This window comes from Bartonella sp. B39, from assembly GCF_053795145.1.
Genome location: NZ_CP200036.1, coordinates 513,242 through 539,546, shown reverse-complemented (window position 1 = coordinate 539,546; position 26,305 = coordinate 513,242). Strand labels below are relative to the sequence as shown.

Here is a 26,305-nt window from a genome sequence, read left to right as displayed (position 1 = left end):
TGGTAAAAATGTGCAATAGACATAAAGATATTTTTTTAAATTTGATTATATTTTTAATTCAAGGCAATGTAAAATGTCTGCTTTCTAGTTAAAAACTGAGGATGTTATCCAATCTATGCGTATTATTGAGTTCTACATCCTGAAACGTGTTCTTGTTCTATTTAGTGCTGTCATGATTGCAGCAATCAGTATCAGTTGGACAGTGCAAATTCTTGCAAGGATAAACTTTCTCACAACAAGTAGACAAACACTGCTAACAGTCTTACAATTTTCACTTTCATTGATTCCTTCTGTTATTTTTCTTGTCATTCCATTTGCATTAGTAATTGCAACTACAAGCACTCTTTCAACAATGAATAAAGACTTAGAGCTCGCGATCATCAGCGCCTCAGGTTTTCCCAAAAGGACTATTTGGAAACCAATTCTTCTTCTCGCTGTTTTTGCCTCATGTGCTTCCTTTTCTATAGCCAATTTTGTTGTTCCTCAAGCACGTTTTAACATGCGACAAATGCTAGCGAGCGCTCATTTTGATCTTATTAATCTTTTCATTAGTGAAGGAAGCTTCCAAAAACTAGCTAATAATCTTTACATAGAAATTGGTGAACGCAATCCAAATGGAACGCTTGGGCGTCTTTTCATTGCCGACCAGCGTGATCCTAAGACTGATTTTTTTTATTATGCAACAGACGCATCCATTGTGAGCAATAAAAACGGCAGTTTTCTGGTTCTTAATAATGGAGAAATAGAAAGAATCAATCGTCAAAATGACAGTATTTCGATCGTTCAATTCAGCTCATATACCTTTAGCCTAGGTGAATTCATCACCAACAATAAGACACCCACACTTTACCCAAAAGATCGCCCGCTTTCTTATTTATTAAACCCTGATCCGAAGGATCTCTACTATCAGCGAAAACCTCTCCAATATAAAGCTGAATTTCACCGCAGGCTTACCGAGTGGCTCTATCCAATTGTTTTTTCACTCATTGCATTAGCAGCCGCAGGAAATACACGCTCATATCGACAAGCAGGTAACTCCGCAAACCTTTCTGCAATTACCTTCTCTTTGCTAGTGTATTGGATAGAATATTTTTTCGCTGAAAAAGCAAAGAGCGATCTCGCATATATTCCTCTCCTTTATATTACCCCCATAGGCGTGAGTGTTCTTACTTTTTTTATGCTCTTAACAAATCATCAAATTGGTATCCCAACAAAACTTAATGAGGTTATTCAAATAGCTTTTCAAAAATTGGTCCATAAATTTGAACATCGAAAATCTCAACATCCCTCAGATGAGGTATCATGATTGGGTGGACGATTGGACGATATTTTTTTATACGTTATTTTAGAACAACCTGTTATTTTTTGGGGGGGATTTTGATTCTTGCTCTTTTGATCGACTTTACAGAAAATTCTGGTCGGCTATCAAACCTTCCACATTATACGGCAAAAGATGCCTTTTTCATCTCTATTTTACGCATTCCTTTTATCATGCAACAACTCATCCCCTTTATTGCACTCTTTTCCGCAATGGTAATGTTAATCTCGCTTAATCGAAAACTTGAACTTGTTGTAACTCGCTCAATTGGTATTTCTGCATGGCAGTTTCTCATGCCTGCTTGTTTGGGAGCTTTTCTTTTTGGATTATTTTCAATTTTTCTTATTAATCCACTTGCCGCATGGGGATTTTCTCAAGCAGAAAAAATGACAACTGAATGGCGTAGCAATAGTGTACTAACACCTCTTCATAACATGCGCATCCCATGGTTAACACAGCGTACAAATTTAGGCAGAACAACCATTGGTGCTAAATCTATCACCGATCAGGGACTTTCTCTTATCGACGCAACCTTTGTACAATATAATGATAATGCAACAATCAAAAATTGGATTAATGCCAGAAAAGCAATATTAACAAACGGTGCTTGGCTATTAACAAATGGAACGATCTATAAAATAGGACATGCTCCTGAAAAATTTTATGAATTTCAAATAAAAACCAATCTAAAGCCAGAATTTTTAACTGAACGTTTAGCAAATCCCGCGACTGTCCCATTTTACCAATTGCCAAAAAAAATTATGATCGCGCGATCATTTGGCTACTCTGCCAATAATTTTGATATGTATTTACAGTCTTTGATTGCATTGCCTGCATTGCTTGTAGCAATGACTCTCATTGCAGCAACTGTATCCTTAAACTTTACACGCTTTGAACAATCTGGAGCATTGATTCTCGGTGGTGTACTGGCTGGATTCATGCTTTATGTTATTTCTGTACTCATTCAAGCTTTTGGCAATGCTGGGTATATTCCACCAATTATTGCAGCTTGGACACCAGTTGTTATTGCATTGTTTTTGGGAATCTCTTTTTTACTTCATAAAGAGGATGGCTAAGTGAACGCATTAATAAGTAAGAGAGTGATTTTAACAAAATTAAGTGCACTTGTCTTTAGAAGTGCCGTAGGCTTTTTTTTAGGTATGTCTTTATCCTGTTCTGTACAGGCTAAAAGCCCTACTTCTATTGCTCAAAATCGTAACCAAAATTTGGTAAGTTCCCTCTTGCTCTCTGCAGATGAACTCATCTACAATCGTGATGAAAACACTGTTTCTGCACAAGGCAATGTCCAAATTGAATATAATGGCAACAAAGTCATCGCTCAAAAAGTCACTTACAATCAAAAAACAGGACGAATTATAGCGCAAGGTAATGCTGAAGTTATTCAAAAAGATGGTAACAAAATTTATTCCAATCAAATTGATATGACCAAAGACTTCAGCGAGGGATTCGTAAATGCTTTACGCATTGACACCGCTAACAATATCCATTTTGCAGCAGAAAGTGCTACGCGCAGTAACAGCGGGGTAACAGTCTTCAACAATGCCACATATACAGCCTGTGAACCTTGTTCTTATAAACCAGATAGAGAAGTGCTGTGGAAGATTAAAGCAAGAAAGATCATATGGAATAATTCTACCAAAAAAATTCGATTTGAAAATAGCCATTTTGAAGTTTTTGGTGTACCGATTCTGCAATTTCCAACTTTTGAGATTAGTGATCCAACTGTGAAGCGTGCTAGCGGTTTCCTTGCTCCTCATTTTTATTATGCTGATTATCTTGGCATGGGTATAAAAAATTCCTATTTCTGGAATTTGTCACCTCATTATGACTTCACACTTTCTTCTACTGTCTATACCAAACAAGGGCTTTTAACTGAAGGTGAATGGCGTCAACGGTTTAAAACAGGAAATTACAACATTCGCTTTGCGCATATATATCAAATGAAACCGCACAGCTTTGACAATGATACAATTGATGCACAACATAGAAACCGTTATATGCTAGCAACAAAGGGTAATTTTCGTATTAATTCACGCTGGAATTATGGATGGGATATTCTCGCACAGTCTGATCGACATTTTAGTCGTGCTTATAAACTTGAAAGCTATAACAATCCCACACAACTTTCTCAGCTTTATTTGAATGGTCTTGCAGAAAAGAACTACTTTGATATGCATTTTTACCATTTCAACGTTCAAGACTTGATATTGAATAATCCTAATGAACGCCACTCTCGCCAAGCGTGGGTTCTCCCTCGTATCGATTATTTTTTTACACCAGATCAACCAATTTATAATGGAGAACTCATTTTTCATAGCAATATGCAATCAATTTATCGTCGTCGTGCTGACTTTAGTTCTACTGACTGGAGTGGGAAGCCTCTCAACGCTGCCAGACTTTCTGGTATCCCTGGAAACAGTTTTCGTTTAACAAATGAGCTCGAATGGAAAAAGCGCATTAACATGCGCAATGGACTTATATTAACCCCTCTTCTCTCTTTACGTGCTGATATCATTACAACAAATGTGTACAAAAACGATATTTCTTCTATAACGAATGACTCTTTATCCACTCTTCGTAACTCGGCATTTCGTGGTATGGCAACTGCTGGCTTAGAATTACGCTATCCATTCCTCATTACATTGGAAAATTCCACACATATTATAGAACCAACCACACAAATTTTTATACGAAATAATGAGCGATATATCGGACAACTTCCTAATGAAGATGCACAAAGTTTTATCTTTGATGCAACTAGCCTCTTTCAACGCAATAAGTTCTCTGGTTACGACCGTGTGGAAGGTGGAACAAGAGCCAATATAGGTTTTAGATATTCTGGAAACTTTAAAAATGATTGGTCTTTTTATGGTCTTGTTGGACAATCCTTTCATCTTGCGGGAAAAAATTCCTTTGCAGAAAAGGATTTTGTTAATTTAGGTATTCACTCAAGCTTAGAGGCAAAACGTTCAGACTATGTTGCAATGTTCGGTGCAAACCATAAAAGTGGTTTTTCCTTAGAAACACGTGGACGTTTTGATAAAAAAACAGGGAAAATCCACCGTAGAGAAATTGAAGTATCACAGAAATGGCAGAATTTTCGGGCGACTCTACAATATGCCTATATTGCAAGCCAACCAAATTATGGATATCCACAAGAGCGGCAAGAGATTTCTTTTCAAACTGGTATTAAACTAGCTAGCTATTGGACTCTTAATAGCAATGCTGGTTATGATTTGATGTCCAATACATTTATAAAGCGGGGAATCAGCTTGAATTACACAGATGAATGTTTTGGATTAACATTCGGTTATCAGCAGATTATTGATCCAGGAAAAAAAACACCTTTGCAAAATTTTAATTTCTCCCTTTCATTGCGTACAATTGCAGATGTTGGAAAAAAGATAAACCAAAATTTATAAATGGAATGTATAGGCAATTTAACTTATCATTGTTTTTATAGAAAAAAACGTATATTTTGATCAGTGGATGAAAATTAATAAACTAACGCGAAGGCTTACTTATATGAACAAATTGAAAAAGCGTATTCTTACTTTATTTTGTATTGCATCTTTGAGTGTAAGCAATCTAATGGTGAGTGAATCTCTAATTTCATCGGTCTTCGCGCAGACAGCCGTCGTTGTCACAGTCAATGGCAGTCCTATCACCAATTACGATATTCAAAGGCGTGCTGCTTTTCTCAGATTGCAACAAAAACAGGGTAATCTTGTTACACAAGCGAGAAGTGAGCTTGTTAATGAAACTCTCAAAAATATTGAAATAAAGCGCCGTAATATTGAGGTAAGCAATAATGAGGTTGACAGTGCTTTTGAGAACTTTGCAACGCAAAATAACATGACCATTGATCAGCTCAACCAGATTCTGATTCAAAATGATATCACAGTGCAACACTTTAAGGATTATATCCGTGGACAAATAGGGTGGGGCCGTCTCGTTAGTGCACGCTATCAAGCTGAAACTGGTATGATTAGCGAACAAGAAGCTGTGCGTAGAATATTAAAAAATGGTGGTATAAAGCCTTCAACCAATGAATACACGTTACAACGAATTATTTTCGTCATTCCTGCACATCGCCGTTCAGAAATCTTTGAAAGACGCCAAAAAGAAGCAAGAAATTTCCGAGCACATTTTAGAGGATGTGCTAACGCTCAAAACCAAGCAAGAGGTATTTTGGACGTTACTATCCGCCACTTAGGAAAATTTCTCGAACCTCAACTTCCCAGTGCATGGGAACAGGCTATCCTTGCAACACCTGCCGGAAAAATGACTCAATTTCAAGAAACATCTGATGGAATTGAAGCGCTTGCTGTGTGCAAAATAAAAAGAGTTTCTGATGATTATGTAGCTCGGCTGATATTTTCCATTCAAGATAGCAAGCAAAGAAGCCCGCAAAAACTTGAGAAATTGAGCGAAAAATATCTAGAAGAATTGCGGCGGGTAGCACGTATTCAAAACTCATAATGGCTGTGCTTGTTGTTAGTGGTGGTGATCCTGCCGGAATTGGTCCTGAAATAGCATTAAAGGCATGGAGTTTGCGTATTACGCGCCAAATTCCGCCTTTTGTGCTTCTTGCTGATCCAGATGTTATTCGTGCGCGCGCTCACTTTTTACAAATCGATGTTGAAGTGGAATCTGTTTTAACAAATAATTCCGTAAAAAATTTCCAAACTGCTCTTCCTGTAATACCGTTAAAAAACCGACAAAATAATCAATTAGGCCTCCCTTCACCGAATAATGCTGCTGGAATAATTGAAGCGATTAAACGTGGAGTTCAATTGATTCAAAGTGGTCATGCGTGTGCACTTATCACTTGCCCTATTGCAAAAAAAAGCCTTTATGATGCTGGGTTTGAATTTCCAGGACATACAGAATTTTTAGCGCATGTAGCCCATCAAACCTCTGGTAAATGCTATCATCCGGTTATGATGTTATCTGGACCTCGATTAAAAACGGTCCCCATTACTGTTCATATCCCATTCAAGGAAGTTCCATCATACCTCACTCGTCAGATAATCATTCAAACAGCATTCATTACTGAACGCGACTTGAGAATACGATTTAAAATAACTGAACCCCGTCTAGCCGTTGCTGGTCTTAATCCTCATGCGGGAGAAGAAGGTGCGATGGGAAAAGAAGATATTGAAATTATCATACCCGCTATTGAATATCTTAAAAATAAAGGACTCAATATTATAGGCCCACTGCCTGCCGATACAATGTTCCACGAACGTGCAAGAAAGGCATATGATGTTGCCCTTTGCATGTATCATGATCAAGCGCTTATTCCTGTTAAGACACTGGACTTTGACACCACTGTCAATATCACTTTAGGACTCCCTTTTATTCGTACTTCTCCAGATCACGGAACTGCTTTTGATATTGCTGATAAGGGGATAGCCTCTCCCGAAAGCTTTATTGCTGCTCTTAAACTTGCAAATCAACTTGCCGAAAATAGTTTGACGCTATGCCAATAGATAATCTACCTCCTCTTCGTGAGGTAATTGACACATATGGATTGCAAGCTCATAAATCTTTGGGCCAAAATTTCCTTTTCGATCTTAATTTAACATCTAAAATTGCTCATCAAGCAGGAAATATAAAAGGAAAACCTGTTATTGAAGTGGGCTCAGGTCCTGGAGGTTTGACACGCGCCTTGCTTGCAAAAGGTGCCATTGTAACAGCCATAGAGCGTGATGAGCGTTGTATACCGGCTCTCTTAGAGATAGAAAAGCACTATCCGAAAAAACTAAAACTTATTTGTAATGATGCGCTGAAGCAGGATTTCTCAAAACTCTTTGAAAAAAACTTAGAAAAACCACGCATTATTGCGAATCTTCCCTATAATATTGGAACACAACTCTTACTAAATTGGTTGTTGGCTGAACCATGGCCTCCTTTTTATGAATCAATGACATTAATGTTTCAACGTGAAGTTGCCAAACGTATTACAGCTAAACCTCAATCTGCACACTATGGACGTCTTAGTGTCTTAACCGGCTGGCGTACTATTGCTAAAATTGCGTTTGATGTACCTCCTCAAGCCTTCACACCAGCACCCAAAATAACTTCCTCCGTTGTCCATATTATTCCGCGGACACAACCTCTCACCTGCTCTGCAGAAAATCTGAGTTTTGTAACAAAAACTGCTTTTGGACAACGACGAAAAATGCTTCGTCAAAATCTCAAAACAATTGGAGGTGAAAAGCTTTTAGAAAAAGCTGGAATTGATGGAACACGCAGAGCTGAAACGCTCTCAATTTCCGAATTTGTAACTTTGGCTAATTTGATGATCTAAAAAGCATAACTCTTTGCCCATCACTCCTTTTCAAAATAATAAGGATATTAGTCAATCTTTTCAGTAATAAGCTTATCAACGAAAGATTCAAAAAAGGAAAAACATCGCTCACGTTTCATTGTTTCTGCCAAATAAATTGACTTAATAAACGCCACGGACTTGTTTAAATCCTCATTAACCACAACATAATCGTAAGAACGCCAATGTTGTATCTCCGTTCGTGCATTGTTTAACCGCAGACCAATGTTATCTTGACTATCTTCTGCTCGACGATGTAAACGAGAAATAAGCTCTTTCATTGATGGTGGAAGAATAAAAACAGATACAATATCCTCTGGCATCTTTTTTTGAAGCTGCTGGGTGCCTTGATAATCAATATCAAATAACATATCTTGACCAGCATTCAACACGTTTTCAACGCTTTCACGTAAAGTTCCATAATAATTTCCATGAACTTCCGCCCATTCAATAAATTCATTTCCGTCACGCTTATGCTCAAACTCCTTCTTTGAAATAAAATGATAATGGAGACCATCTACCTCACTAGGACGTCTTTGCCGTGTTGTCATACTCACGGAGAGCTCTAATTTCCCATCCTTCAGAAGTAACTGAGAAAGGGTTGATTTACCAGCTCCTGAAGGTGAAGAGAGAATAAATAAAAAACCGCGACGCCGATTTATTTTCTTAGCACTTACTTCACTCTTAAAGAATGTCATAATATCACTCTACTTTTCTTAAACTTTGCGTCAAAACTTCAATAATACGTTTTTTACATTCCCAAAAATTAATGTGTTGCTTTTAATGCACGCCACTTACGAACATTCATATTATGCTCCTCCAAAGTTCTAGAAAAAACGTGCCCTCCTGAACCATCAGCTACAAAATAGAGTACATCACTTCTTGGTGAATGCGCCACCGCTTTCAAAGAATCTCGGCCTGGATTCGCAATAGCTGTTGGTGGCAAACCATCAATTTTATAAGTATTATATGGTGTTTCCTTCTCAAGATCTGAACGGTAAATTGCACGACCAGACGGCATTCCTTTTCCACCAAAGAGACCATAAATTACCGTTGGATCAGATTGAAGGCGCATATGTTTTGCAAGACGGTTATAAAACACCGCGGCAACCTTCGGTCTCTCTGATGCAACTCCTGTCTCTTTCTCAACAATCGATGCCAATATAACAAATTCATCGATAGATTTGATTGGTAAATCAGGTGAGCGAGTAGCCCATATTGCATTAATTAATTTTGTCTGTCCTTCACGCAGTCTATTTATAATTTCTTTGCGCGTCGTACCGCGAACAAAACGAACAGTATCCGTCATCAAACTGCCCTCTGGAGGCAAAATTTTCGGAAGATCCCCAATCAAAATTTCATTGGCAGCTAATCGATCGAAAACTTGTTGAACCGTCAAACCTTCTGGCACTGTAAAAGTATATTCAATAGATTTACCTTTCACAAGGATATCCATAATATCTTGCATCGAAGCATGTGCTGGTATTAAATACTCACCCGCTTTAAGATGTGTTGTTTTTTGGTGATAACCAACGCCATAAACAAAAACATCCGATGATCGAATAAGACCACGTTTTTCAAGTAGTGAAGCAATTTCACGAATTCCTGTTCCAGGAGAGATAAGAACAACTTGCTCTCCCTCCATCACTCCCTTTCCTTCAAAAATACTTTTTCCAATATAAAGGGGAATGCTTGTGGCCAAAATAATAACCACAATCAGCATCAGAAAAAAATGACCGAGAATGACCAACGGACTACGTACAATATACGACTTCTTTCGTCTCTTATACGCTGACATATCATTATTATCCCCTAAATGATTCGAAGAGGAATCATCTACGTCCTTTAGTGGCCTTTCATTTTTCACACTGGACATAACTATCAACCTCAATAATTTCTAGGTTGTACTGCACTGCAATTTTTTACTCAAACCCTATAATGAATATAGTAAAGAAGAAAACTTAGAAGCAACAAAAACAAATGAAAATACTTACTCATCCCCCAAAGCGCCGAATCACCAAAGATGCATTTGTTCCACCAAACCCAAAAGAATTTGAGAGAACTGTATCAATTTTTCGTTCGCGCGGTTTATGTGGAACAAGATCGATTTTCGTTTCAATCGATGGGTTATCAAGATTGAGCGTCGCCGGAGCTATATTATCCCGTATAGCTAAAACACAAAAAATAGTCTCAGCGGCACCAGCAGCACCAAGCAAATGCCCCACAGATGACTTTGTTGATGACATGGACACTTGTGGTGCATAATGCCCTAAAACACGCTCAACAGCCGCCAACTCTATGGCATCGGCCATCGTCGAAGTCCCGTGGGCATTAATGTAATCAAGTTCGCTTACATTCACTTGTGCACGCTTAAGAGCAGCCATCATACTACGTTGTGCCCCTTCACCACTCTCTGAAGGCGCAGTAATGTGATAAGCATCGCCAGATAAACCATAGCCAATAAGCTCAGCATAAATACGAGCCCCCCTCTTTTTTGCATGTTCAAGCTCTTCTAAAATAACAATTGCAGCCCCCTCACCCATCACAAAACCATCACGATCAGCATCATAAGGACGTGATGCTCGCTCAGGATCATCATTACGACAAGTAGAAAGAGCTCTACAAGCAGCAAAACCAGCAAGAGATATTCGATTTATCGGAGATTCAGTACCCCCAGCTACCATAACATCGGCATCACCAAATGCAATCAAACGCGCTGCATCACCAATCGCATGTGCACCTGTCGAACAAGCCGTTACAACTGAATGATTAGGACCGCGCAAACCATATTTAATAGACACATAACCAGAAGCAAGATTAATCAAACGTCCCGGAATAAAAAAAGGAGAAACACGCCGAGGACCTTTATCACGAAGCGTATAACCGGCCTCAACAATGCCTTCAATGCCACCAATACCTGAACCAATTAATACACCTGTGCAAACCTGATCTTCATCACTCTTGGGAAACCATTCAGCATCCGCAAGTGCTTGGCCAGCAGCCGCCATTGCATAAACAATAAACCCATCAACCTTACGCTGTTCCTTGGGATCCATATACAAATCGGCATTATACGTACCATCCGTTCCATCCCCCAAGGGAATGCGCGCAGCAATCTGGCATGCTAAATCGGAGACATCGAACTCAGCAATGCGTCGAACACCACTCTTCCCTTCAAGAAGCCGTTTCCAACTATATTCGACATCGCCAGCTAATGGAGATACCAATCCTAAACCAGTAACAACAACGCGTCTCATAACTTACAACCTTGAATTAATATTCACCTCTCAAAGCTCACTTCTCAAAATGGCTCCAAAGAATATAGGCAAAAACGTAAAATGCTTTTGCCTTTCAGCTATCACGCAGAAGCTTTATCGATAAATTTGACTGCATCACCTACTGTGAAAATCGTTTCAGCGGCCTCATCTGGGATTTCTACACCAAACTCTTCTTCAAAAGCCATAACAAGCTCAACCGTATCAAGGCTATCTGCTCCCAGATCATCGATAAAGTTCGCATTTTCTACCACCTTATCTGCATTAACTCCAAGATGCTCCACGATAATTTTCTTAACGCGCTCTACTGTATCACTCATATTGAAATCCTCAAAGTTATATTATTTCCTATAATTTGGTTAGCTATATCGGATCCTCTAATCAAGAAATAGATGCATTTACCCTAAAGATTTTAGCAATGACCTAAAACATCCTGTGGATATCCCCTAGACAATGAATCAATCTGATATTCCGACATAAATTGATCAACTTACCATATTAGGAAAATGGATATGTTTTTCCACTTCATTCATACTATCTAAAATAATACAATTTATAAATCAATGTAGAATAAAGAAAATACTCAGATCATTGCCATTCCACCGTTGACGTGTAGTGTTTGGCCTGTCACGTATGCTGCTTCATCGCTTGCTAAATAAACAGCAGAGAAAGCTATTTCTTGTCCACTCCCCATACGCTTCATTGGAATCGCAGCCATAATAGTTTCTTTTTGCTTTTCGTTAAGTTTGTCAGTCATAGCGGATTTAATAAATCCTGGAGCAATACAATTAACCGTGATGTTCCGTGAAGCAATTTCCTGCGCCAATGCTTTAGAAAATCCTATCAAACCAGCTTTTGCAGCACAGTAGTTCGTTTGTCCAGGATTTCCAACAACCCCAACAATGGATGTTATGTTAATAACCCTTCCATAACGACGTCGCATCATAGAATGTGTCAGTTCACGTGTCAAAATAGAAGCAGCTGTTAAATTAACAGCTAAGACATCATCCCAGTCTTGATCCTGCATACGTACAAAAAGACCATCTCGGGTGATTCCTGCATTGTTAACAAGGATATCAACACCCCCCATTTCTCTTTCTGCTGTTTCAGCCAATTGCTTAACAGATTTACGATCAGAAAGATTAGCAGGAAAAATAAAAACATCTTTTCCTAGATCTGCCGCAACTTCTTTAAGCTTGTCTTCACGGGTTCCATGGAGCCCAACAACTGCTCCTTGCGCATGAAAACAACGCGCTATGGACTCACCAATTCCTCCCGACGCTCCCGTTACAAGAGCTTTACGACCTGTTAATTTAAACATCTTCAGACTCCTTCATAGATTAAACGCCAAGCACTCGTAGTGCTACTTCTATTTCCTCAGCTGTCCCAATTGTTAATCCCTTTATATCCTTATTAATACGACGCGCTAAACCCGTTAATACTTTTCCAGCACCAACTTCAAAAAGCGTATCAACTCCATTGGTGCCAATCCACTCTATCGTTTCGCGCCATCGCACTCTTCCAGTCACTTGTTCAACAAGAAGCGCAACAATATGCTCTGGATCACTCTCTGGCGCAACAGAAACATTAGCAACAAGAGGAACAAGAGGAGCAATTTTGTTAACAGTCAAAAATGCATTCTTCATGGCATCAGCAGCAGACTGCATTAAGGACGAATGGAAAGGCGCAGAAACCGGAAGAAGAAGCGCACGTTTAGCACCTTTTTTTGATGCAATCTCTACTGCTGCTTCAACTGCTTTTGCTTCACCTGAAATAACAATTTGCCCACCACCATTATCATTAGCAATCTGGCATAGTCCTTCTTCAGAAACCGTTTTGCAAATTTTTTCCACATCTTTCTCATCCAAACCAATCAGTGCTGCCATGGAACCTTCACCGACAGCAACTGCTGCCTGCATGGCATTGCCACGAATCCGCAAGAGCCTTGCTGTATCAGTAAGACTAAATGTACCAGCAGCACAAAGAGCTGAGTATTCGCCTAAAGAATGGCCTGCAACAAATTTTACTTGTGTTTTTATATTCAGCCCCAATTGTTCCATCACACGAATAACTGCCATGGATACGGCCATTAATGCTGGTTGTGCATTTACTGTTAATGTTAAAACATCTGCTGGTCCTTCAAAAATGATCTCTGATAATTTCTCACCTAAAGCATCATCCACTTCTTCAAAAACCATCCGCGCTGCAACAAATTGCTCTGTAAGTATTTTGCCCATACCAACAAACTGGCTTCCCTGCCCTGGAAAAGTAAAAGCTGCCACCATCAATCGACTCCTAAATTGTGCAATTCATTTTTTTTCTTTTGACCTTATTCATCAACACAAATCAAGACAAAGTAACTTATTTAGAACGCATATCTCTCTTAAAATTATATTTTAATGGCGGAATTTGATATAAAAACTTAGGGAAATACGGCGCCATAAACTGAAAAACACCCCAACTTATGAAACTTCCTAAAATTGTACCAGCTAAAATATCAAAGGGATAATGTACACCAACAAAAATACGCCCCCAACAGATTAAGCATGAAAACATCACTGCAAACTTAAAGGCAACTTTATATCGGTAAAAATAAAGAATCGCCGTATAAGATGTAATAGTCAAGGCATGATTACTCGGAAAAGAAGCTGTTGCACGATGCTTAATCAAAGGTGTCGTTAAACCCACAACAAACGGGCGTGGGTGAAAATAAATAAGAGAAATGAGATAGCCTAAAAAAAGAGCCGCACAAATGCTTGCACAAATACTTAGCGCTGCACGTCGTTCCATATTTTCACCGCAAAACCACAGTGCACAAAGATGTATAGGAATAATGTAAATCAAAAATTTTGCACAAAAAATACTAAACAAAACTAAAACCGACCAAGATTGATGACTGCCAGCAAACATTTCAAAAAGTACAACATCAATTCGATTAAAAAAATCCATTCTTCTCTCCTTCATGTTTGTAGCTTTACAGCATTGTCTCTTTGTAAAAGAGTGAAACCGTATAAAAGATATATCAAGATTCAATAAATTAATTTTTTTATGCGCATAAACTTGCTATTTTTAAAGATAAGCTGTAAATGTCAAACGTTCATTATCGGTATTTTAGCCGGGGGTTGAACGGAGGACTGAAAATAATCAGCAGGAAATGCAATGTTTCCGACCTCCCGTATCTCCGCTCTCGGATGTCTCGAATTGCAAACGCGTCCTTTCTTCTTTGGATCTCCAAAAAAGACAAGTCGCAGAGGCTTTGCGCTAAAACCGGTAAAGTTTAATTGAAGAAAGGCAAAGCAATGACTCTTTATGAACATATGTTTCTTGCTCGACAGGACATTGCACCGCAGCAAATTGATGAACTTTTGAATGTCTACAAAGGTGTCATTGAAGCACATGGTGGAAAGGTTGAGCGTGTAGAAAATTGGGGTCTTCGCCCTCTCGCTTATCGTATTCGCAAAAACCGTAAGGCTCATTACGTACTAATTAATATCGATGCACCAGCCGCAGCAATTGCTGAAGTTGAACGTCAAATGCGCATCAATGAAGATATTTTGCGTTATATGACCATTCGCGTAGAAAAGCATGAAAAAGAAAAGTCTGCTATGCTTTCGCGCCTTGATCGTAATGGTCACGTTGATCAAGATGAAGAGCGCCTTCGCTCCCCACGTCGTCAACGTGAAGATGCCATAGAAGGAGTAGAATGATGACTGATATTAATCAGACAGCAACACGTCGTCCCTTTCACCGTCGTCGCAAAACGTGCCCGTTTTCAGGTGCTAATGCTCCCAAAATTGATTATAAAGATGTCAAATTGTTGCAGCGTTATATTTCAGAACGTGGAAAAATCGTTCCTTCACGGATTACAGCCGTCAGTCAGAAAAAACAGCGTGAATTGGCTAATGCCGTCAAACGTGCTCGTTTTCTAGGCTTGCTTCCATACGTTATAAGATGATATCAAGTGTATTATGCAGCTGGAGTATCTCTCCAGTCGCTTCTCTTGTGTAGTTCAGCGACACAGCCCATTGTAGGCTATGCAAAGATGTATAAAATACTAAAAGTTGGGGCATTATAATGTCCCTAACTGCAGAAAGCAGGACAGCGATAAATGAAAAACTTTCATGCTTATAAAATAATGGCCGGTATTTTGGCAGGATTGTTTGCTGTTGTTGTAGGAATGGTAATCATTAGTGTCGCAAATATCGCGCCTTATTTCTCTCTTCTTCTTAGTTGCTTTCTTTCACTCCCAATTTTCATTGTTGCATTCGGTCAAGGAACATTAGCCAGCCTTGTTGCCTTAATAAGCGCCACTGTTGTTCTTATCATAGTCACTAACGCTCATATTGGTTTTGGCTTTATGCTGTTATTCTTCCTTCCTGCTGTCTATGCTTCTTGGCTCCTTGGGCTTGCACGACCAGCGCAAAAGAAAAACACACTAATATGGTACCCATTATCATCAGTTATTTTTCATTTAACTAACCTTATCGCTCTTATAGCAACTTTCATTGGGCTCTATATTCAAACCCGTCCTTCCACACCCATCATTGCAAAAAAAGTCACTGCAGACATAGCACAAGCTATGCAACAATCACAGTCAATAAAAGAAGCCGATATACGCGCTTTTAATGAGCTTGTAATGACGCATACAGCAACTTTGACTGCTGTTGCTTTGACTATTTATAGTTTGATTTTTCTCATTGGTAACCTTTATTTTTCAATGATAGCAGCACAGCATATGAAATGGCTGAAAAGACCCCGTGATGATTGGAACAAAACTTTCCGTATCCCAATTTCTGGAATTTTTATTTTCATTATCGTTTGCATAGCATCAATGGTTGAGTTGAGCACTACTGTTAACTTAAGTACCCGTGTCTTTAGTACTGCATACACTGTCATCATATCAATCAGTGGTCTAGCGTATCTCCATAACATTACGAAAGGGATTAACGGTCGGATTATTATACTCTGTCTTGTTTATATTGCCATTTTAACCGTTGTTTTTGCTCCGCCTATTTCTTTCATGATGCTTTTGATGGGTATTTGGGCAGCTATTCAATACAATTTTCAATCACATAAAAAACTTAATTAATTTATTTGTTCGAAAGGAAAAACTATGGATATTATTCTACTTGAGCGTATTCCTCGTCTTGGTCAGATGGGTGATATTGTCTCAGTTAAAGATGGTTATGCACGTAACTTTCTCTTGCCTCAAGGTAAAGCTTTACGCGCAAATGAAGCTAATAAAAAGCATTTTGAAATCCAGCGCGCTCAACTTGAAGCACGTAATCTTGAACGCAAAAGCGAAGCACAAAAAATTGCCGAAAAACTTGATGGTAAATCATTTATCGCCGTCCGTTCAGCTGGTGAAACGGGGCAACTTTACGGTTCTGTATCAACGCGTGATATTTCTGAAATTATAACAGATGAAGGCTTTTCTATTGGACGCAATCAAGTTGAGCTTAATCATCCAATAAAAACTATCGGTCTCCATCCCATTACTCTTAGCCTACACCCTGAAGTTCAAATTTCTGTGATCATTAATGTTGCACGTTCAGCTAGTGAAGCACAACGTCAAGCGGAAGGTGAAAATCTAACTTCTGCTGAAGCAATATATAATATTCAGGAAGAATCCGTACAAGAGGAAAATAATGAGAACGATGCAAGCAGTATTAATGAAGAAGCTTAATTGCTATTTTTATTTCCTGTCGTGTATTTTTTATTTTTCTGTTGTTTAATGTATTGGTGTATTATAAAATGCTTAGCTCAAAAGGCTGAGCATTTTGTTGTTTTATCACTAGAAAACTAAATTCTTAACGAGAAAGAAGTGTTTAGTGTATTGTGTAAAAACATACCACATCAAGAGATATAAACACACTAAGTGAAACTGTCCCCATACATCGCCGTGTAAAGATAATTACTCAAATCCCCATTCTTTAAAAGAGTGGTATTTATATAAAGTAGTTAATTGACTACATCCTCACTTCATTTAAAATAACTTTTATCATAAAGAAAAGTGATTTTACGCATCGCGATATTGAAACTTTTTCGTCATATAATACCAAAAAATTTGAAACAGAGCATTGTTTTTTTTAACATCAAAAGTGTAGTATGAAAAACTTACATATTATAAGAAATGTACAGGAATAAGTTACATATAAATAATACACAGATACTGAATCAGTACTCGAAGAGAGCCTAAAAAATTGAAAGTGGATTTTGTTTTAAAATAAGATCTGCCGTTCTGTCCTTTTGATATACATCTAAGTAGCTAAATGTGAAATTTGAGTGGAAAAAACTGTTATGGAAGAAACAAGCGTTGTCAATTTCAGCTCTTCGCAAAAAGAAGTTTCCTCTTCTTTTCAACAACTCCCACACAACATTGAAGCTGAACAAGCATTGCTTGGAGCACTTCTCATCAACAATGATGCTCATGATCGCGTGTCAGATTTTTTGAAGCCCGAACATTTTTTTGAACCATTACATCAAAAAATCTATACCGTTTTATCTCATCTTATAGAAAAAGGAAAAGTTGCAGATCCGGTTACCATCAAACCATTTATTCCAGCGGAAGAAAAAATTGCAAATATCACCGTATATAATTACGTTATTCGTTTAGCAAAAGAAGCAGTAACAATCATTAATACAGAAGATTATGGACGAGTCATCTATGATCTTTTTATCCGACGCTCTTTGATTAATCTTGGAACTCAAATTGTCAATACAGCCTTTGATGCCCCTGTAGAATTTACACCCACGCAACAAATTGAAACTGTTGAACAACAGTTGTTTGAACTAGCAGAAAAAGGAAAATATGGTGGTGGATTTGAAAATTTTAATGAAGCTGTCAAAAAAGCGCTTGATATGGCAAGTGCTGCTAAAAAGCGTTCTTCACATTTATCTGGGATAGCTACTCACATTAAAACACTTGATGAAAAAATGGGAGGATTACAAAAATCTGACTTGATCATTCTCGCTGGACGCCCTGGTATGGGAAAAACATCACTGGCTACCAATATTGCCTTTAATATTGCCAGTGCTTGCAATCGTGATGGAAAAACAGAAGAAAATGAAGGAGGTATTGTTGGTTTTTTCTCGCTTGAAATGTCATCAGAACAACTTGCAACCCGTATTATTTCTGAACAAATAGAGATCTCTTCTTCTGATATTCGGCGGGGAAATATTTCAGAAGAGCAATTTTCTAAAATCATCCGCGCAATGAATCGCTTACAAAAAGCACCGCTTTATATTGATCAAACTGGTGGTATATCAATTACACAATTGGCTTCCCGTGCACGACGTCTCAAGCGGCAACATGGTTTGGATGTCCTGATTATTGACTATATCCAGCTCATGACAAGCCGTTCAAAGCGCTCCTCAGAAAATCGTGTTCAAGAAATTACAGAGATTACCACAGGATTAAAAGCATTAGCAAAAGAATTGAATATTCCCATCATTGCTCTTTCACAGCTTTCTCGCCAAGTGGAAAATCGAACAGATAAGCGCCCACAACTCTCAGATTTACGTGAATCTGGTTCGATTGAGCAAGATGCCGATATCGTACTTTTCGTATATCGTGAAGAATATTATCTCAAAAATGAAGAACCAAAGATAGGTACTCTCGAATATGAAAAATGGCAAAACACGATGGACAAAGCTTTCGGAAAAGCTGATGTTATTGTTGCAAAACAACGTCATGGACCAACAGGAACTGTTCATCTTGCCTTTCAGGCTGATTTCACGCGCTTCAGTGATCTGGCAGACAATGATTACCTTCCAGAACAAATCGGTTAAATCATCATGGCGCGCAATCGTATTCAATTTATTTGTCAAAATTGTGGAACCGTCCATTCACGTTGGGCTGGAAAATGTAATTCCTGTGGCGAATGGAATTCCCTTATCGAAGAAAATGAAAATAGTGGTATTGGCAGTGGACCTACACAAAATATCCGTAAAGGACGTATTATTGCACTAACATCTCTTTCTGGAGATCTTCAAGATAATCCTCGTATCCATTCTGGTATTGTTGAACTTGATCGTGTCACCGGCGGAGGCTTTGTGCGTGGATCAGCATTACTTGTTGGTGGCGATCCAGGTATTGGAAAATCAACGTTACTGACACAAGCAGCTGCTACTTTATCGCGAAAAGGATATAATGTTATCTATGTTTCAGGTGAGGAAGCTATTGCACAAATCTGTTTACGTGCTCGAAGGCTTGGGGCTGCCAATACAGAGGTAAAACTCGCCGCTGAAACTAATGTTGAAGATATTCTTGCAACCTTAGGTGAACATAAAAATCTTGATATGGTTATTATCGATTCCATTCAAACTCTATGGTCAGATGCAGCGGATTCAGCACCTGGCACCGTCACACAAGTGCGTATCAGTGCTCAAGCAATGATTCGATTTGCAAAAAAAACAGGAACAGCTGTTGTTCTTGTCGGGCATGTTACAAAAGATGGACAAATTGCTGGTCCCCGTGTTGTTGAACATATGGTTGATGCTGTTCTCTATTTTGAAGGTGAAGGGGGGCATCATTATCGAATCCTTAGAACTGTAAAAAACCGCTTTGGACCAACTGATGAAATTGGTGTTTTTGAAATGTCTGATAAGGGATTACGGGAAGTAATAAATCCATCCGAACTTTTTTTAGGTGAACGAAATGAAAAAGCACCAGGGGCTGCTGTTTTTGCAGGAATGGAAGGAACACGCCCTATATTAGTAGAGATCCAAGCGCTTGTTGCTCCCTCTTCACTTGGAACACCACGACGAGCTGTTGTGGGATGGGATGGAAATCGCCTTTCAATGATTCTCGCTGTGCTAGAAGCCTATTGTGGTGTTCGCTTTGGACAGCATGATGTCTATCTTAATGTTGCGGGCGGATATCGCATATCAGAACCAGCAGCTGATTTAGCTGTTGCAGCAGCTTTGGTATCCTCTCTCGCAAACATCCCTCTTCCAACCGATCATGTCTATTTTGGTGAAATCAGCCTTTCAGGAGCCATCCGCGCTGTTGCACATTCAGCACAACGTATCAATGAAGCAAAAAAACTAGGCTTCCAAGGAGCTGTTCAACCTGCCACTACAACTGAAATGACGAAATCGTTCAATTTTCAACAAAAAACATTCTCTGACCTTCCTGAGCTGGTTGTCACTATTACTGCAGGTAAAAAATGATCTGCACCGTACATATGATAATATAGAAAAAACTCTACAAAATATAAAAGATCCCTGCTATAAAAACAAAAATAGCGTAATTAGAAATGCATTCATATACTACCTTAAAAGAACACAACTTTATGTATAAGGAACAAACAAATGATCATAACAGTCCTTGATGGAATTGTCGTAGCAGTCATCCTGTTGTCCGCTTTTCTTGCTATGCTCCGAGGGTTTTCACGCGAGCTGCTATCGTTGGTTTCTTGGGTAATCGCAGCTGTTGCTACACTGTTTTTATTCAAGCCTGTATTGCCCTTTTTTGAGCAATATCTCTCTAACAAAATGATTGCATTGATTACAACATTAGTCACGATTTTTATTATTGTTCTTATTATTACTTCAATCATTACAATGAAGATCTCTGATTTTATTATTGATAGTCGAATTGGCATCCTCGACCGTACTATTGGTTTTATTTTTGGAGCATTCCGCGGTTTATTCATCATGGTCATCGGCATGTTACTTATTAATGCGCTTGTTAAACCCGAGCACCAAGCTAATTGGTTAAAAAATGCAACAACAAAACCCGTTTTAGATTCATTGGGACAAAAAGTTTTAGAAATACTTCCTAAAGATTTCGATACTATTCTCGAAAAGGCAGAAAAAATTTTTAAAAGAGATGGCACTAATACATAGGATAAGCACTTTCGTGAAAAGGTGATTTGGAAAATGGAGAACAGTTCGTTATAGGCAAAGAGTTCCAAATAATACGTGAAGTATAATATAATCATTTCTCATATCGTGGCTGAAAGAATATGATGACAAAAAGCGATATTTCCTGTCAGGAGTTTTCATTGGATGACGATACCCTTCATGAAGAATGTGGGGTTTTTGGTATTCTTGGGCATGAAGATGCGGCAACATTAACAGCTCTCGGGCTCCATGCACTTCAGCATCGTGGACAAGAAGCAGCTGGAATTGTTTCCTACCATAATAAAATGTTTCATCAAGAAAAGCATTTAGGTCTTGTCGGTGATCACTATACAAATCCCGCAACACTTGCCCGTTTACCAGGAAATCGTGCTATCGGACATACTCGTTATTCAACAACTGGAGAAGTAGCATTACGTAACGTTCAGCCTCTTTTTGCTGAATTAAAAGCTGGAGGTATTGCTATTGCTCATAATGGCAATCTCACCAATGGCCTTACATTACGCCATGAACTCATTGCCTCAGGTGCCATCTGTCAATCAACATCAGATTCAGAAGTTTTTCTCCATCTTATTGCCCGCTCACGTTATGAATCGTCATCTGATCGCTTTGTTGATGCTATTCGGCAAGTAGAAGGTGGATATGCTATGTTAGCGCTCACGCGTACCAAGCTTATTGCTGCACGCGATCCAACAGGTATTCGACCTCTCGTAATGGGTGAACTTGATGGTAAACCAATCTTTTGTTCCGAAACATGTGCACTTGATATCATTGGAGCAAAATATGTTCGCGATGTCAAAAATGGGGAAATTATTATATGCGAAATACAAAAAAATGGGGAAATCACTAAAAAAATCATAAAACCAGAGAACAAGAAACCAGAAAAACTCTGCCTTTTTGAATATGTCTATTTTGCGCGTCCTGATTCAATCGTTGGAGGACGTAATGTTTATACGGTACGTAAAAATATGGGAATCCATTTGGCGCAGGAAGCCCCTTGTGAAGGTGATGTTGTAGTTCCTGTTCCTGATGGCGGAACACCTGCTGCAATTGGCTATGCACAAGAAATTGGAATTCCCTTTGAACTTGGTATTATTCGTAATCACTATGTCGGCCGTACTTTTATTGAACCAACACAACAAATTCGTGCTTTTGGAGTAAAATTAAAGCATTCTGCAAATCGTTCTGTTATCAAAGGGAGACGCGTTATTTTAGTTGATGACTCCATTGTACGTGGAACAACGTCCCTCAAAATTGTGCGAATGCTCCGCGATGCCGGAGCAAAAGAAGTACATATGCGCGTTTCTAGTCCTATGATTTTCTATCCGGATTTTTATGGTATTGATACACCTAAAATTGAAAGCTTGTTGGCTAATCAATATCCAGACTTAAAGTCCATGTGTAATTTTGTTGGAGCTGACTCACTAGAATTTCTTTCAACAGATGGCCTATATCTCGCTGTAGCAGGAGAAAAACGAAATAACGCTGATCCGCAATTTACTGACCATTATTTTACCGGACATTACCCTACACATCTGGTTGATCAAGAAAGTATCCCCCAAATTCATCAATCATCTGTCCTTAAAACAAGAAATTAATAATGACAAAATTTGATTTTAGCCTCCATGGACGTGTTGCACTTGTTACAGGTGCTTCAAGAGGAATTGGCTATCATTTAGCATTGGCGCTCGCAGCACGCGGCGCTCATATTATCGCTCTTGCACGTACAATTAGTGGACTCACTGAATTGGACAATCAAATCAGAGAAAAAGGTGCTCGCGCAACACTTGTTCCACTCGACTTACATCATGTGGAAAACATTGATATTCTCAGTGTTTCTATTGCTAAGCGCTGGGAAAAACTTGATATTGTGGTTGCAAATGCAGGAATTCTTGGAACACTCTCGCCAATAGCGCATATTGAAAATACGGCATTTGAAGATGTTTTTCAAATAAACCTTATCAGCCAATGGCGTTTAATGAAAGCTGTTGAACCCTTATTGCGTAAGTCTGATGCTGGACGAGCGATTCTGTTGTCCTCAAGTGTTGCTCATGTTGCACGCGCTTTTTGGGGACCTTACGCAGCTTCTAAAGCTGCTTTAGAAGTTATTGCCCGTTGTTGGGCAGAAGAGCTAAAGCAAACTCCTATTAAGATTAACTGCGTTGATCCTGGTGCAACACGCACTGCTATGCGTGCACAAGCCATGCCTGGTGAGGATCCTCAAACTCTTCCTTCACCACAAGAAGTTGCAGCAAAGATAGTGCATTTACTCCTACCTGATTTAAAAGAAACGGGCAAACTCTTTAATGTTCGTAAAAATCGCTTTACGGATTATCGTGTACCTGATTAAGGTAATATATTGACTTATAAAAATAGCTCATTGTTTTGCAACTCAAATGAAATTTTCAAATACAGTAAGGTTCTCTCATTTCAATCCCTCTTATTATAAATCAGAAAAAATGCTCGTTTGTATGCTATACATGGAATAAACGTGTGGATAAAATCGTTTAAGAAAAGAACAAACACGCCTATCATAAATCCTCCCAATGCAAGAGAAGTCATCACATTAGAAATTGGTAAACATAATGGTATTACCGGTTTTTATCTTTTCTTATAAAGACGTAGTGGAGCACAATGGATTTTGCGTTATACCCTTCACAATCGCCACTGTGAAATGATTGTAGCTTGCCAGCAGGTTTTGCACTATTTGCCACCTAGTTTTGCACCAATTTATTTTTTTTCACAGGGTTTTTTAAGGGGTTCTAAAAGGGTCTTCAAAGATCATTTAAAGACTCTTTGAATGAGTCTTTTTTTTCTGTTAAAAATCACAATTTGAGATGATCAGTTCTTTGGCAGGAGTCGCACGATTTAAACCACATGTGTAAGATGTTGTGACCTCTTTTATCTGAAATTGACTAAAGGTTTTTCGGATCTCTGGCACATCATTGAGTGAAAGAAGAAACTTCCCCTTTAATTGCGCAAGGAGCGCAGACATGGTCTGGTAATCCTCCCGCTTAAACAAATCCTTTCCATAATAGGGCTCAACGCCAAAATAAGGTGGATCAAGATAAAAAAACACCTGTGGACGATCATAGCGAAGAATAAAGTCAGACCAATTTAAATGTTCAATGGTGACCGTGGATAAACGACGGTAAATAAGCTTTAACAAGGCTTCAAGTTTCAAAGGATTAAACTGTGCAGTGCAGTGAGGATCAACTCTAAACTTACGATTGGTTACCTGACCACCAAAACTCAAACGCTGCAGATAGAAAAATCGTACAGCCCTCTCTAAATCCGTAAGGGTTTTGGGATCTTGTAAAGAGAAGTGTTGAAATACTTCACGGCTGCTAATCTGGAACTTTAACAAATCCGTAAATGGCTGATAATGGCGTTGCAACACCCGAAAAAAATTCACCACATCACCTGAACGATCATTGATCACTTCATATAAAGGTTTCAATTTTCGTCTAAAGAATATTCCTCCCATGCCAACAAAAGGTTCTGCATAAGTTTTATGAGGAATGCTTTCAATGATTCTGATAAGGGTTTTAGACAACTTGATTTTACCACCAATATAAGCACTAGCTGGTGTGATAGGATCAACAGATTTTAATGTTTCAGCATAAAGTGTATCCATACTTTTTTAACTTCTTCCATACATGATAGCCGCCTTCTCATTGCTTCAAGTGATAAGAAGTGGCTGCGATGTTATGTGTTTTGGCATCGGACGGGTGTGTCGCTAAACTATCCCCGTTGGCTGGGTAACCAGCCCAGCCTCTATTTATTGTGTCTCTCCTCCCTTTTGTTTGGTGCTTCCAGTGTAATTTCTGTGGTGTATCCGCTTGATTTCTCATAGCGATGGGTGACGGTTGCGGCTTTCCATGAACCATTGATTTCGCTGCGGAACCCCTGTAGCAAAAGAGGTTGATCGGCCATGATTTCTGGATAACCCTCAAGGGTCAAAGAACCACTCCCCACAGCACGGCAAAGTCGGTCTGATTCTGATGCCGCTACTGCTAACGCCTCTTCCTTGCAGGTATAACAAGTCCGCAGACGACGCACAGGTCCGCTAACCCCTGTCTTATGTTTGACTTGGTATTGCTGCCCTTTTGAGCGATCAAAATAAGAAGCTTCCACCACACCGTATTGCGTGCGTGGCTCCAACGTGAATTCCCAACTGGAACAGTCGTGCTTATGAAGTTCGAGTGCTGGTAAATTGTCTCCGCTTAAAAATAAAAACTTATTGTCCTTGATCAAAAAACGTGCCTGCATGCGGTCAGCAAGGCGGGTTAAAAAATCAACCGCAGATTGATCTGTACGAATCACATAAGGCAAAGCTTGTTTGGTCAACTGGGGACTGATCTTTGCTTGATAGCCATGGCGCTTGGCGAGTGTCTCAACAATCTCACCAATGGTTCTGTGATCAAAATGTTCACTAGCTTGTTCTTTGAGTTCCTTACGCATCGAGGCGCTTTTGCCACAAAGGCGTAAAATCTCTCCTTCACTGCCGCCTGAACTTACAACCGATTCAACAACAAAACGCCCCATAAACGCACTGATGATGTTCTCATAGCCAAAGATCACCTGTAGAGTGCTGTTGCTGGCCGGAACACTTAAATCATGACCGCTATCGTCAAATTCTGCTTCAAATGTATCGGCTTCATTACCGGCATTATCAGTGATGGTTGCCGTTAAAAGACGCTGGTAAAAAACTTCATGAACAGGTCTGTCTCCCACCTTAACCACAATAAAAGGGTATGTACGCATTAATCCCATAGCCGCTTCACCATGCTTTGGGGATTAGACAACACAAATTCAGGAAGTATCACACGCAATCCACGTGGCAAAAGCACACCATATTTGGCAATCTCTGGATTGGCCTCCAATGTGGCTTCTAAATAACCTTTTAAAGCTCCCACGCGAGAGCGATCCCCTAACACAGCCATGGCATGGTGAAAGCAGATGAGGTCTAAGCTCATATCCTCTAGCTCTACAACAATGTGCTTTTCTGCTATCTTCATTGGCATTGTCCCATCTGATATTGCCCCATCTGATACTGTCCTTGAGGTTTTCCCCCATCAAAAAAGGGCAAGAGACTAATGGAATAGCGGAGACGCTGAGATTGGCCAGAGCGGCTGATATAATCATGGTCTTTACTAATACTGGTGAGCACCACGCAGCCATGCATAATGGCGCTATAGGTGGTATCATTGATCCAACGGATCATCGCAACGGGTTTGGCTGCTCGAATCGTTTGGGTAATGGCATCTATCGCTTCACGGTCGCCAAACTCTTCTGGAAACAAAACCCCATGGATGGTTTTGGGATCATTACCATAGCCGGTAAATTGCAAACCAGATGCCTTGCCAAAACGCTCCATAGAGATCCAGGAGGCAGAAAACTCTTCTTCAAAGGATTGGAAATTCAACCAGTCCACATAAAATTGATGTGGTCCTAACATCATCAAAGGATCTCTCATAGGCTCCCTCC

26 protein-coding genes are annotated in these 26,305 nt (G+C 39.3%); 15 read left to right on the top strand and 11 right to left on the bottom strand.

From position 1 onward, the window contains the following. Window positions 1-115: 115 nt before the first annotated feature. The 6 genes from lptF (at window position 116) to rsmA (ending at window position 7,655) form a co-directional block, all read left to right on the top strand. Window positions 116-1,306: an LPS export ABC transporter permease LptF gene (gene lptF, locus V4P57_RS02385; RefSeq protein WP_455466602.1), complete on the top strand. Its 1,191-nt coding sequence runs from the start codon at window positions 116-118 to the stop codon at window positions 1,304-1,306. Continuing rightward, window positions 1,303-2,394 (top strand): LPS export ABC transporter permease LptG, encoded by a 1,092-nt coding sequence (lptG, locus tag V4P57_RS02380; protein WP_455466601.1) that lies wholly within the window; start codon window positions 1,303-1,305, stop codon window positions 2,392-2,394. The genes lptF and lptG overlap by 4 nt, the downstream gene beginning before the upstream one ends. After that, entirely contained in the window at window positions 2,395-4,761 is a 2,367-nt protein-coding gene (locus V4P57_RS02375) for an LPS-assembly protein LptD (RefSeq protein ID WP_455466600.1), read from the top strand. Window positions 4,762-4,864: 103 nt separating this feature from the next. Then, window positions 4,865-5,821 (top strand): SurA N-terminal domain-containing protein, encoded by a 957-nt coding sequence (locus tag V4P57_RS02370; RefSeq protein ID WP_455466599.1) that lies wholly within the window; start codon window positions 4,865-4,867, stop codon window positions 5,819-5,821. After that, entirely contained in the window at window positions 5,821-6,834 is a 1,014-nt protein-coding gene (gene pdxA, locus V4P57_RS02365) for a 4-hydroxythreonine-4-phosphate dehydrogenase PdxA (protein ID WP_455466598.1), read from the top strand. The genes V4P57_RS02370 and pdxA overlap by 1 nt, the downstream gene beginning before the upstream one ends. Beyond that, window positions 6,825-7,655 carry a 16S rRNA (adenine(1518)-N(6)/adenine(1519)-N(6))-dimethyltransferase RsmA gene (gene rsmA / locus V4P57_RS02360; protein WP_455466597.1) on the top strand — a complete coding sequence of 277 codons (831 nt, stop codon included), beginning with the start codon at window positions 6,825-6,827 and terminating at the stop codon, window positions 7,653-7,655. The genes pdxA and rsmA overlap by 10 nt, the downstream gene beginning before the upstream one ends. Window positions 7,656-7,702: 47 nt before the next feature. Here the strand turns inward: rsmA and gmk are convergent, their stop codons facing one another. The 7 genes from gmk to V4P57_RS02325 form a co-directional block, all read right to left on the bottom strand. Then, window positions 7,703-8,371 (bottom strand): guanylate kinase, encoded by a 669-nt coding sequence (gmk, locus tag V4P57_RS02355; RefSeq protein ID WP_455466596.1) that lies wholly within the window; start codon window positions 8,369-8,371, stop codon window positions 7,703-7,705. A 68-nt stretch (window positions 8,372-8,439) separates the two neighbouring features. After that, window positions 8,440-9,549 carry an endolytic transglycosylase MltG gene (gene mltG, locus V4P57_RS02350; protein ID WP_455466595.1) on the bottom strand — a complete coding sequence of 370 codons (1,110 nt, stop codon included), beginning with the start codon at window positions 9,547-9,549 and terminating at the stop codon, window positions 8,440-8,442. Window positions 9,550-9,667: 118 nt separating this feature from the next. Further along, complete coding sequence (gene fabF, locus V4P57_RS02345) at window positions 9,668-10,930, bottom strand: beta-ketoacyl-ACP synthase II (RefSeq protein ID WP_455466594.1); 1,263 nt, start codon at window positions 10,928-10,930, stop codon at window positions 9,668-9,670. A gap of 101 nt (window positions 10,931-11,031) precedes the next feature. Further along, entirely contained in the window at window positions 11,032-11,268 is a 237-nt protein-coding gene (locus V4P57_RS02340) for an acyl carrier protein (protein WP_455466593.1), read from the bottom strand. A 263-nt stretch (window positions 11,269-11,531) separates the two neighbouring features. After that, window positions 11,532-12,269: a 3-oxoacyl-[acyl-carrier-protein] reductase gene (gene fabG, locus V4P57_RS02335; protein ID WP_455466592.1), complete on the bottom strand. Its 738-nt coding sequence runs from the start codon at window positions 12,267-12,269 to the stop codon at window positions 11,532-11,534. 19 nt (window positions 12,270-12,288) lie between these two features. Next, window positions 12,289-13,233, bottom strand: coding sequence for an ACP S-malonyltransferase (gene fabD / locus V4P57_RS02330; protein WP_455466591.1), 945 nt, complete (start codon window positions 13,231-13,233; stop codon window positions 12,289-12,291). Window positions 13,234-13,309: 76 nt separating this feature from the next. Then, the gene (locus V4P57_RS02325) at window positions 13,310-13,897 is read right to left on the bottom strand and encodes an undecaprenyl-diphosphatase (protein WP_455466590.1); all 588 of its coding nucleotides are present in this window, start codon (window positions 13,895-13,897) and stop codon (window positions 13,310-13,312) included. A 350-nt stretch (window positions 13,898-14,247) separates the two neighbouring features. Here V4P57_RS02325 and rpsF point away from each other — a divergent pair, with 350 nt between their 5' ends. The 9 genes from rpsF to V4P57_RS02280 all read left to right on the top strand — a co-directional run bounded on the left by rpsF (window position 14,248) and on the right by V4P57_RS02280 (window position 23,165). After that, on the top strand, window positions 14,248-14,655 hold the full coding sequence (rpsF, locus tag V4P57_RS02320) for a 30S ribosomal protein S6 (protein ID WP_455466589.1): 408 nt from the start codon (window positions 14,248-14,250) through the stop codon (window positions 14,653-14,655). After that, window positions 14,655-14,903, top strand: a complete 249-nt coding sequence (gene rpsR, locus V4P57_RS02315) for a 30S ribosomal protein S18 (RefSeq protein ID WP_455466588.1) — start codon at window positions 14,655-14,657, stop codon at window positions 14,901-14,903. The genes rpsF and rpsR overlap by 1 nt, the downstream gene beginning before the upstream one ends. A gap of 153 nt (window positions 14,904-15,056) precedes the next feature. After that, complete coding sequence (locus V4P57_RS02310; RefSeq protein ID WP_455466587.1) at window positions 15,057-16,037, top strand: hypothetical protein; 981 nt, start codon at window positions 15,057-15,059, stop codon at window positions 16,035-16,037. Between the two features lie 24 nt (window positions 16,038-16,061). Next, window positions 16,062-16,634: a 50S ribosomal protein L9 gene (gene rplI, locus V4P57_RS02305; RefSeq protein ID WP_455466586.1), complete on the top strand. Its 573-nt coding sequence runs from the start codon at window positions 16,062-16,064 to the stop codon at window positions 16,632-16,634. 614 nt (window positions 16,635-17,248) lie between these two features. Then, window positions 17,249-18,739: a replicative DNA helicase gene (locus tag V4P57_RS02300; protein ID WP_455466585.1), complete on the top strand. Its 1,491-nt coding sequence runs from the start codon at window positions 17,249-17,251 to the stop codon at window positions 18,737-18,739. A 6-nt stretch (window positions 18,740-18,745) separates the two neighbouring features. After that, window positions 18,746-20,122, top strand: coding sequence for a DNA repair protein RadA (radA, locus tag V4P57_RS02295; RefSeq protein WP_455466584.1), 1,377 nt, complete (start codon window positions 18,746-18,748; stop codon window positions 20,120-20,122). A 141-nt stretch (window positions 20,123-20,263) separates the two neighbouring features. Beyond that, complete coding sequence (locus tag V4P57_RS02290) at window positions 20,264-20,800, top strand: CvpA family protein (RefSeq protein WP_455466583.1); 537 nt, start codon at window positions 20,264-20,266, stop codon at window positions 20,798-20,800. Between the two features lie 119 nt (window positions 20,801-20,919). Further along, complete coding sequence (gene purF, locus V4P57_RS02285; RefSeq protein ID WP_455466582.1) at window positions 20,920-22,413, top strand: amidophosphoribosyltransferase; 1,494 nt, start codon at window positions 20,920-20,922, stop codon at window positions 22,411-22,413. Between the two features lie 2 nt (window positions 22,414-22,415). Then, window positions 22,416-23,165, top strand: a complete 750-nt coding sequence (locus V4P57_RS02280) for an SDR family NAD(P)-dependent oxidoreductase (protein WP_455466581.1) — start codon at window positions 22,416-22,418, stop codon at window positions 23,163-23,165. A gap of 468 nt (window positions 23,166-23,633) precedes the next feature. On the opposite strand, the gene V4P57_RS02275 is transcribed toward V4P57_RS02280, so the two are convergent. The 4 genes from V4P57_RS02275 to V4P57_RS02260 form a co-directional block, all read right to left on the bottom strand. Continuing rightward, on the bottom strand, window positions 23,634-24,452 hold the full coding sequence (locus tag V4P57_RS02275) for a DNA adenine methylase (protein ID WP_455466580.1): 819 nt from the start codon (window positions 24,450-24,452) through the stop codon (window positions 23,634-23,636). Window positions 24,453-24,592: 140 nt separating this feature from the next. Continuing rightward, window positions 24,593-25,582: a phage late control D family protein gene (locus V4P57_RS02270; RefSeq protein ID WP_455466951.1), complete on the bottom strand. Its 990-nt coding sequence runs from the start codon at window positions 25,580-25,582 to the stop codon at window positions 24,593-24,595. Next, complete coding sequence (locus V4P57_RS02265; RefSeq protein WP_455465472.1) at window positions 25,582-25,836, bottom strand: tail protein X; 255 nt, start codon at window positions 25,834-25,836, stop codon at window positions 25,582-25,584. Before V4P57_RS02265 ends, V4P57_RS02270 begins: the two co-directional genes overlap by 1 nt. After that, the gene (locus V4P57_RS02260; protein WP_455465574.1) at window positions 25,833-26,294 is read right to left on the bottom strand and encodes a phage tail protein; all 462 of its coding nucleotides are present in this window, start codon (window positions 26,292-26,294) and stop codon (window positions 25,833-25,835) included. Before V4P57_RS02260 ends, V4P57_RS02265 begins: the two co-directional genes overlap by 4 nt. Window positions 26,295-26,305: the final 11 nt, after the last annotated feature.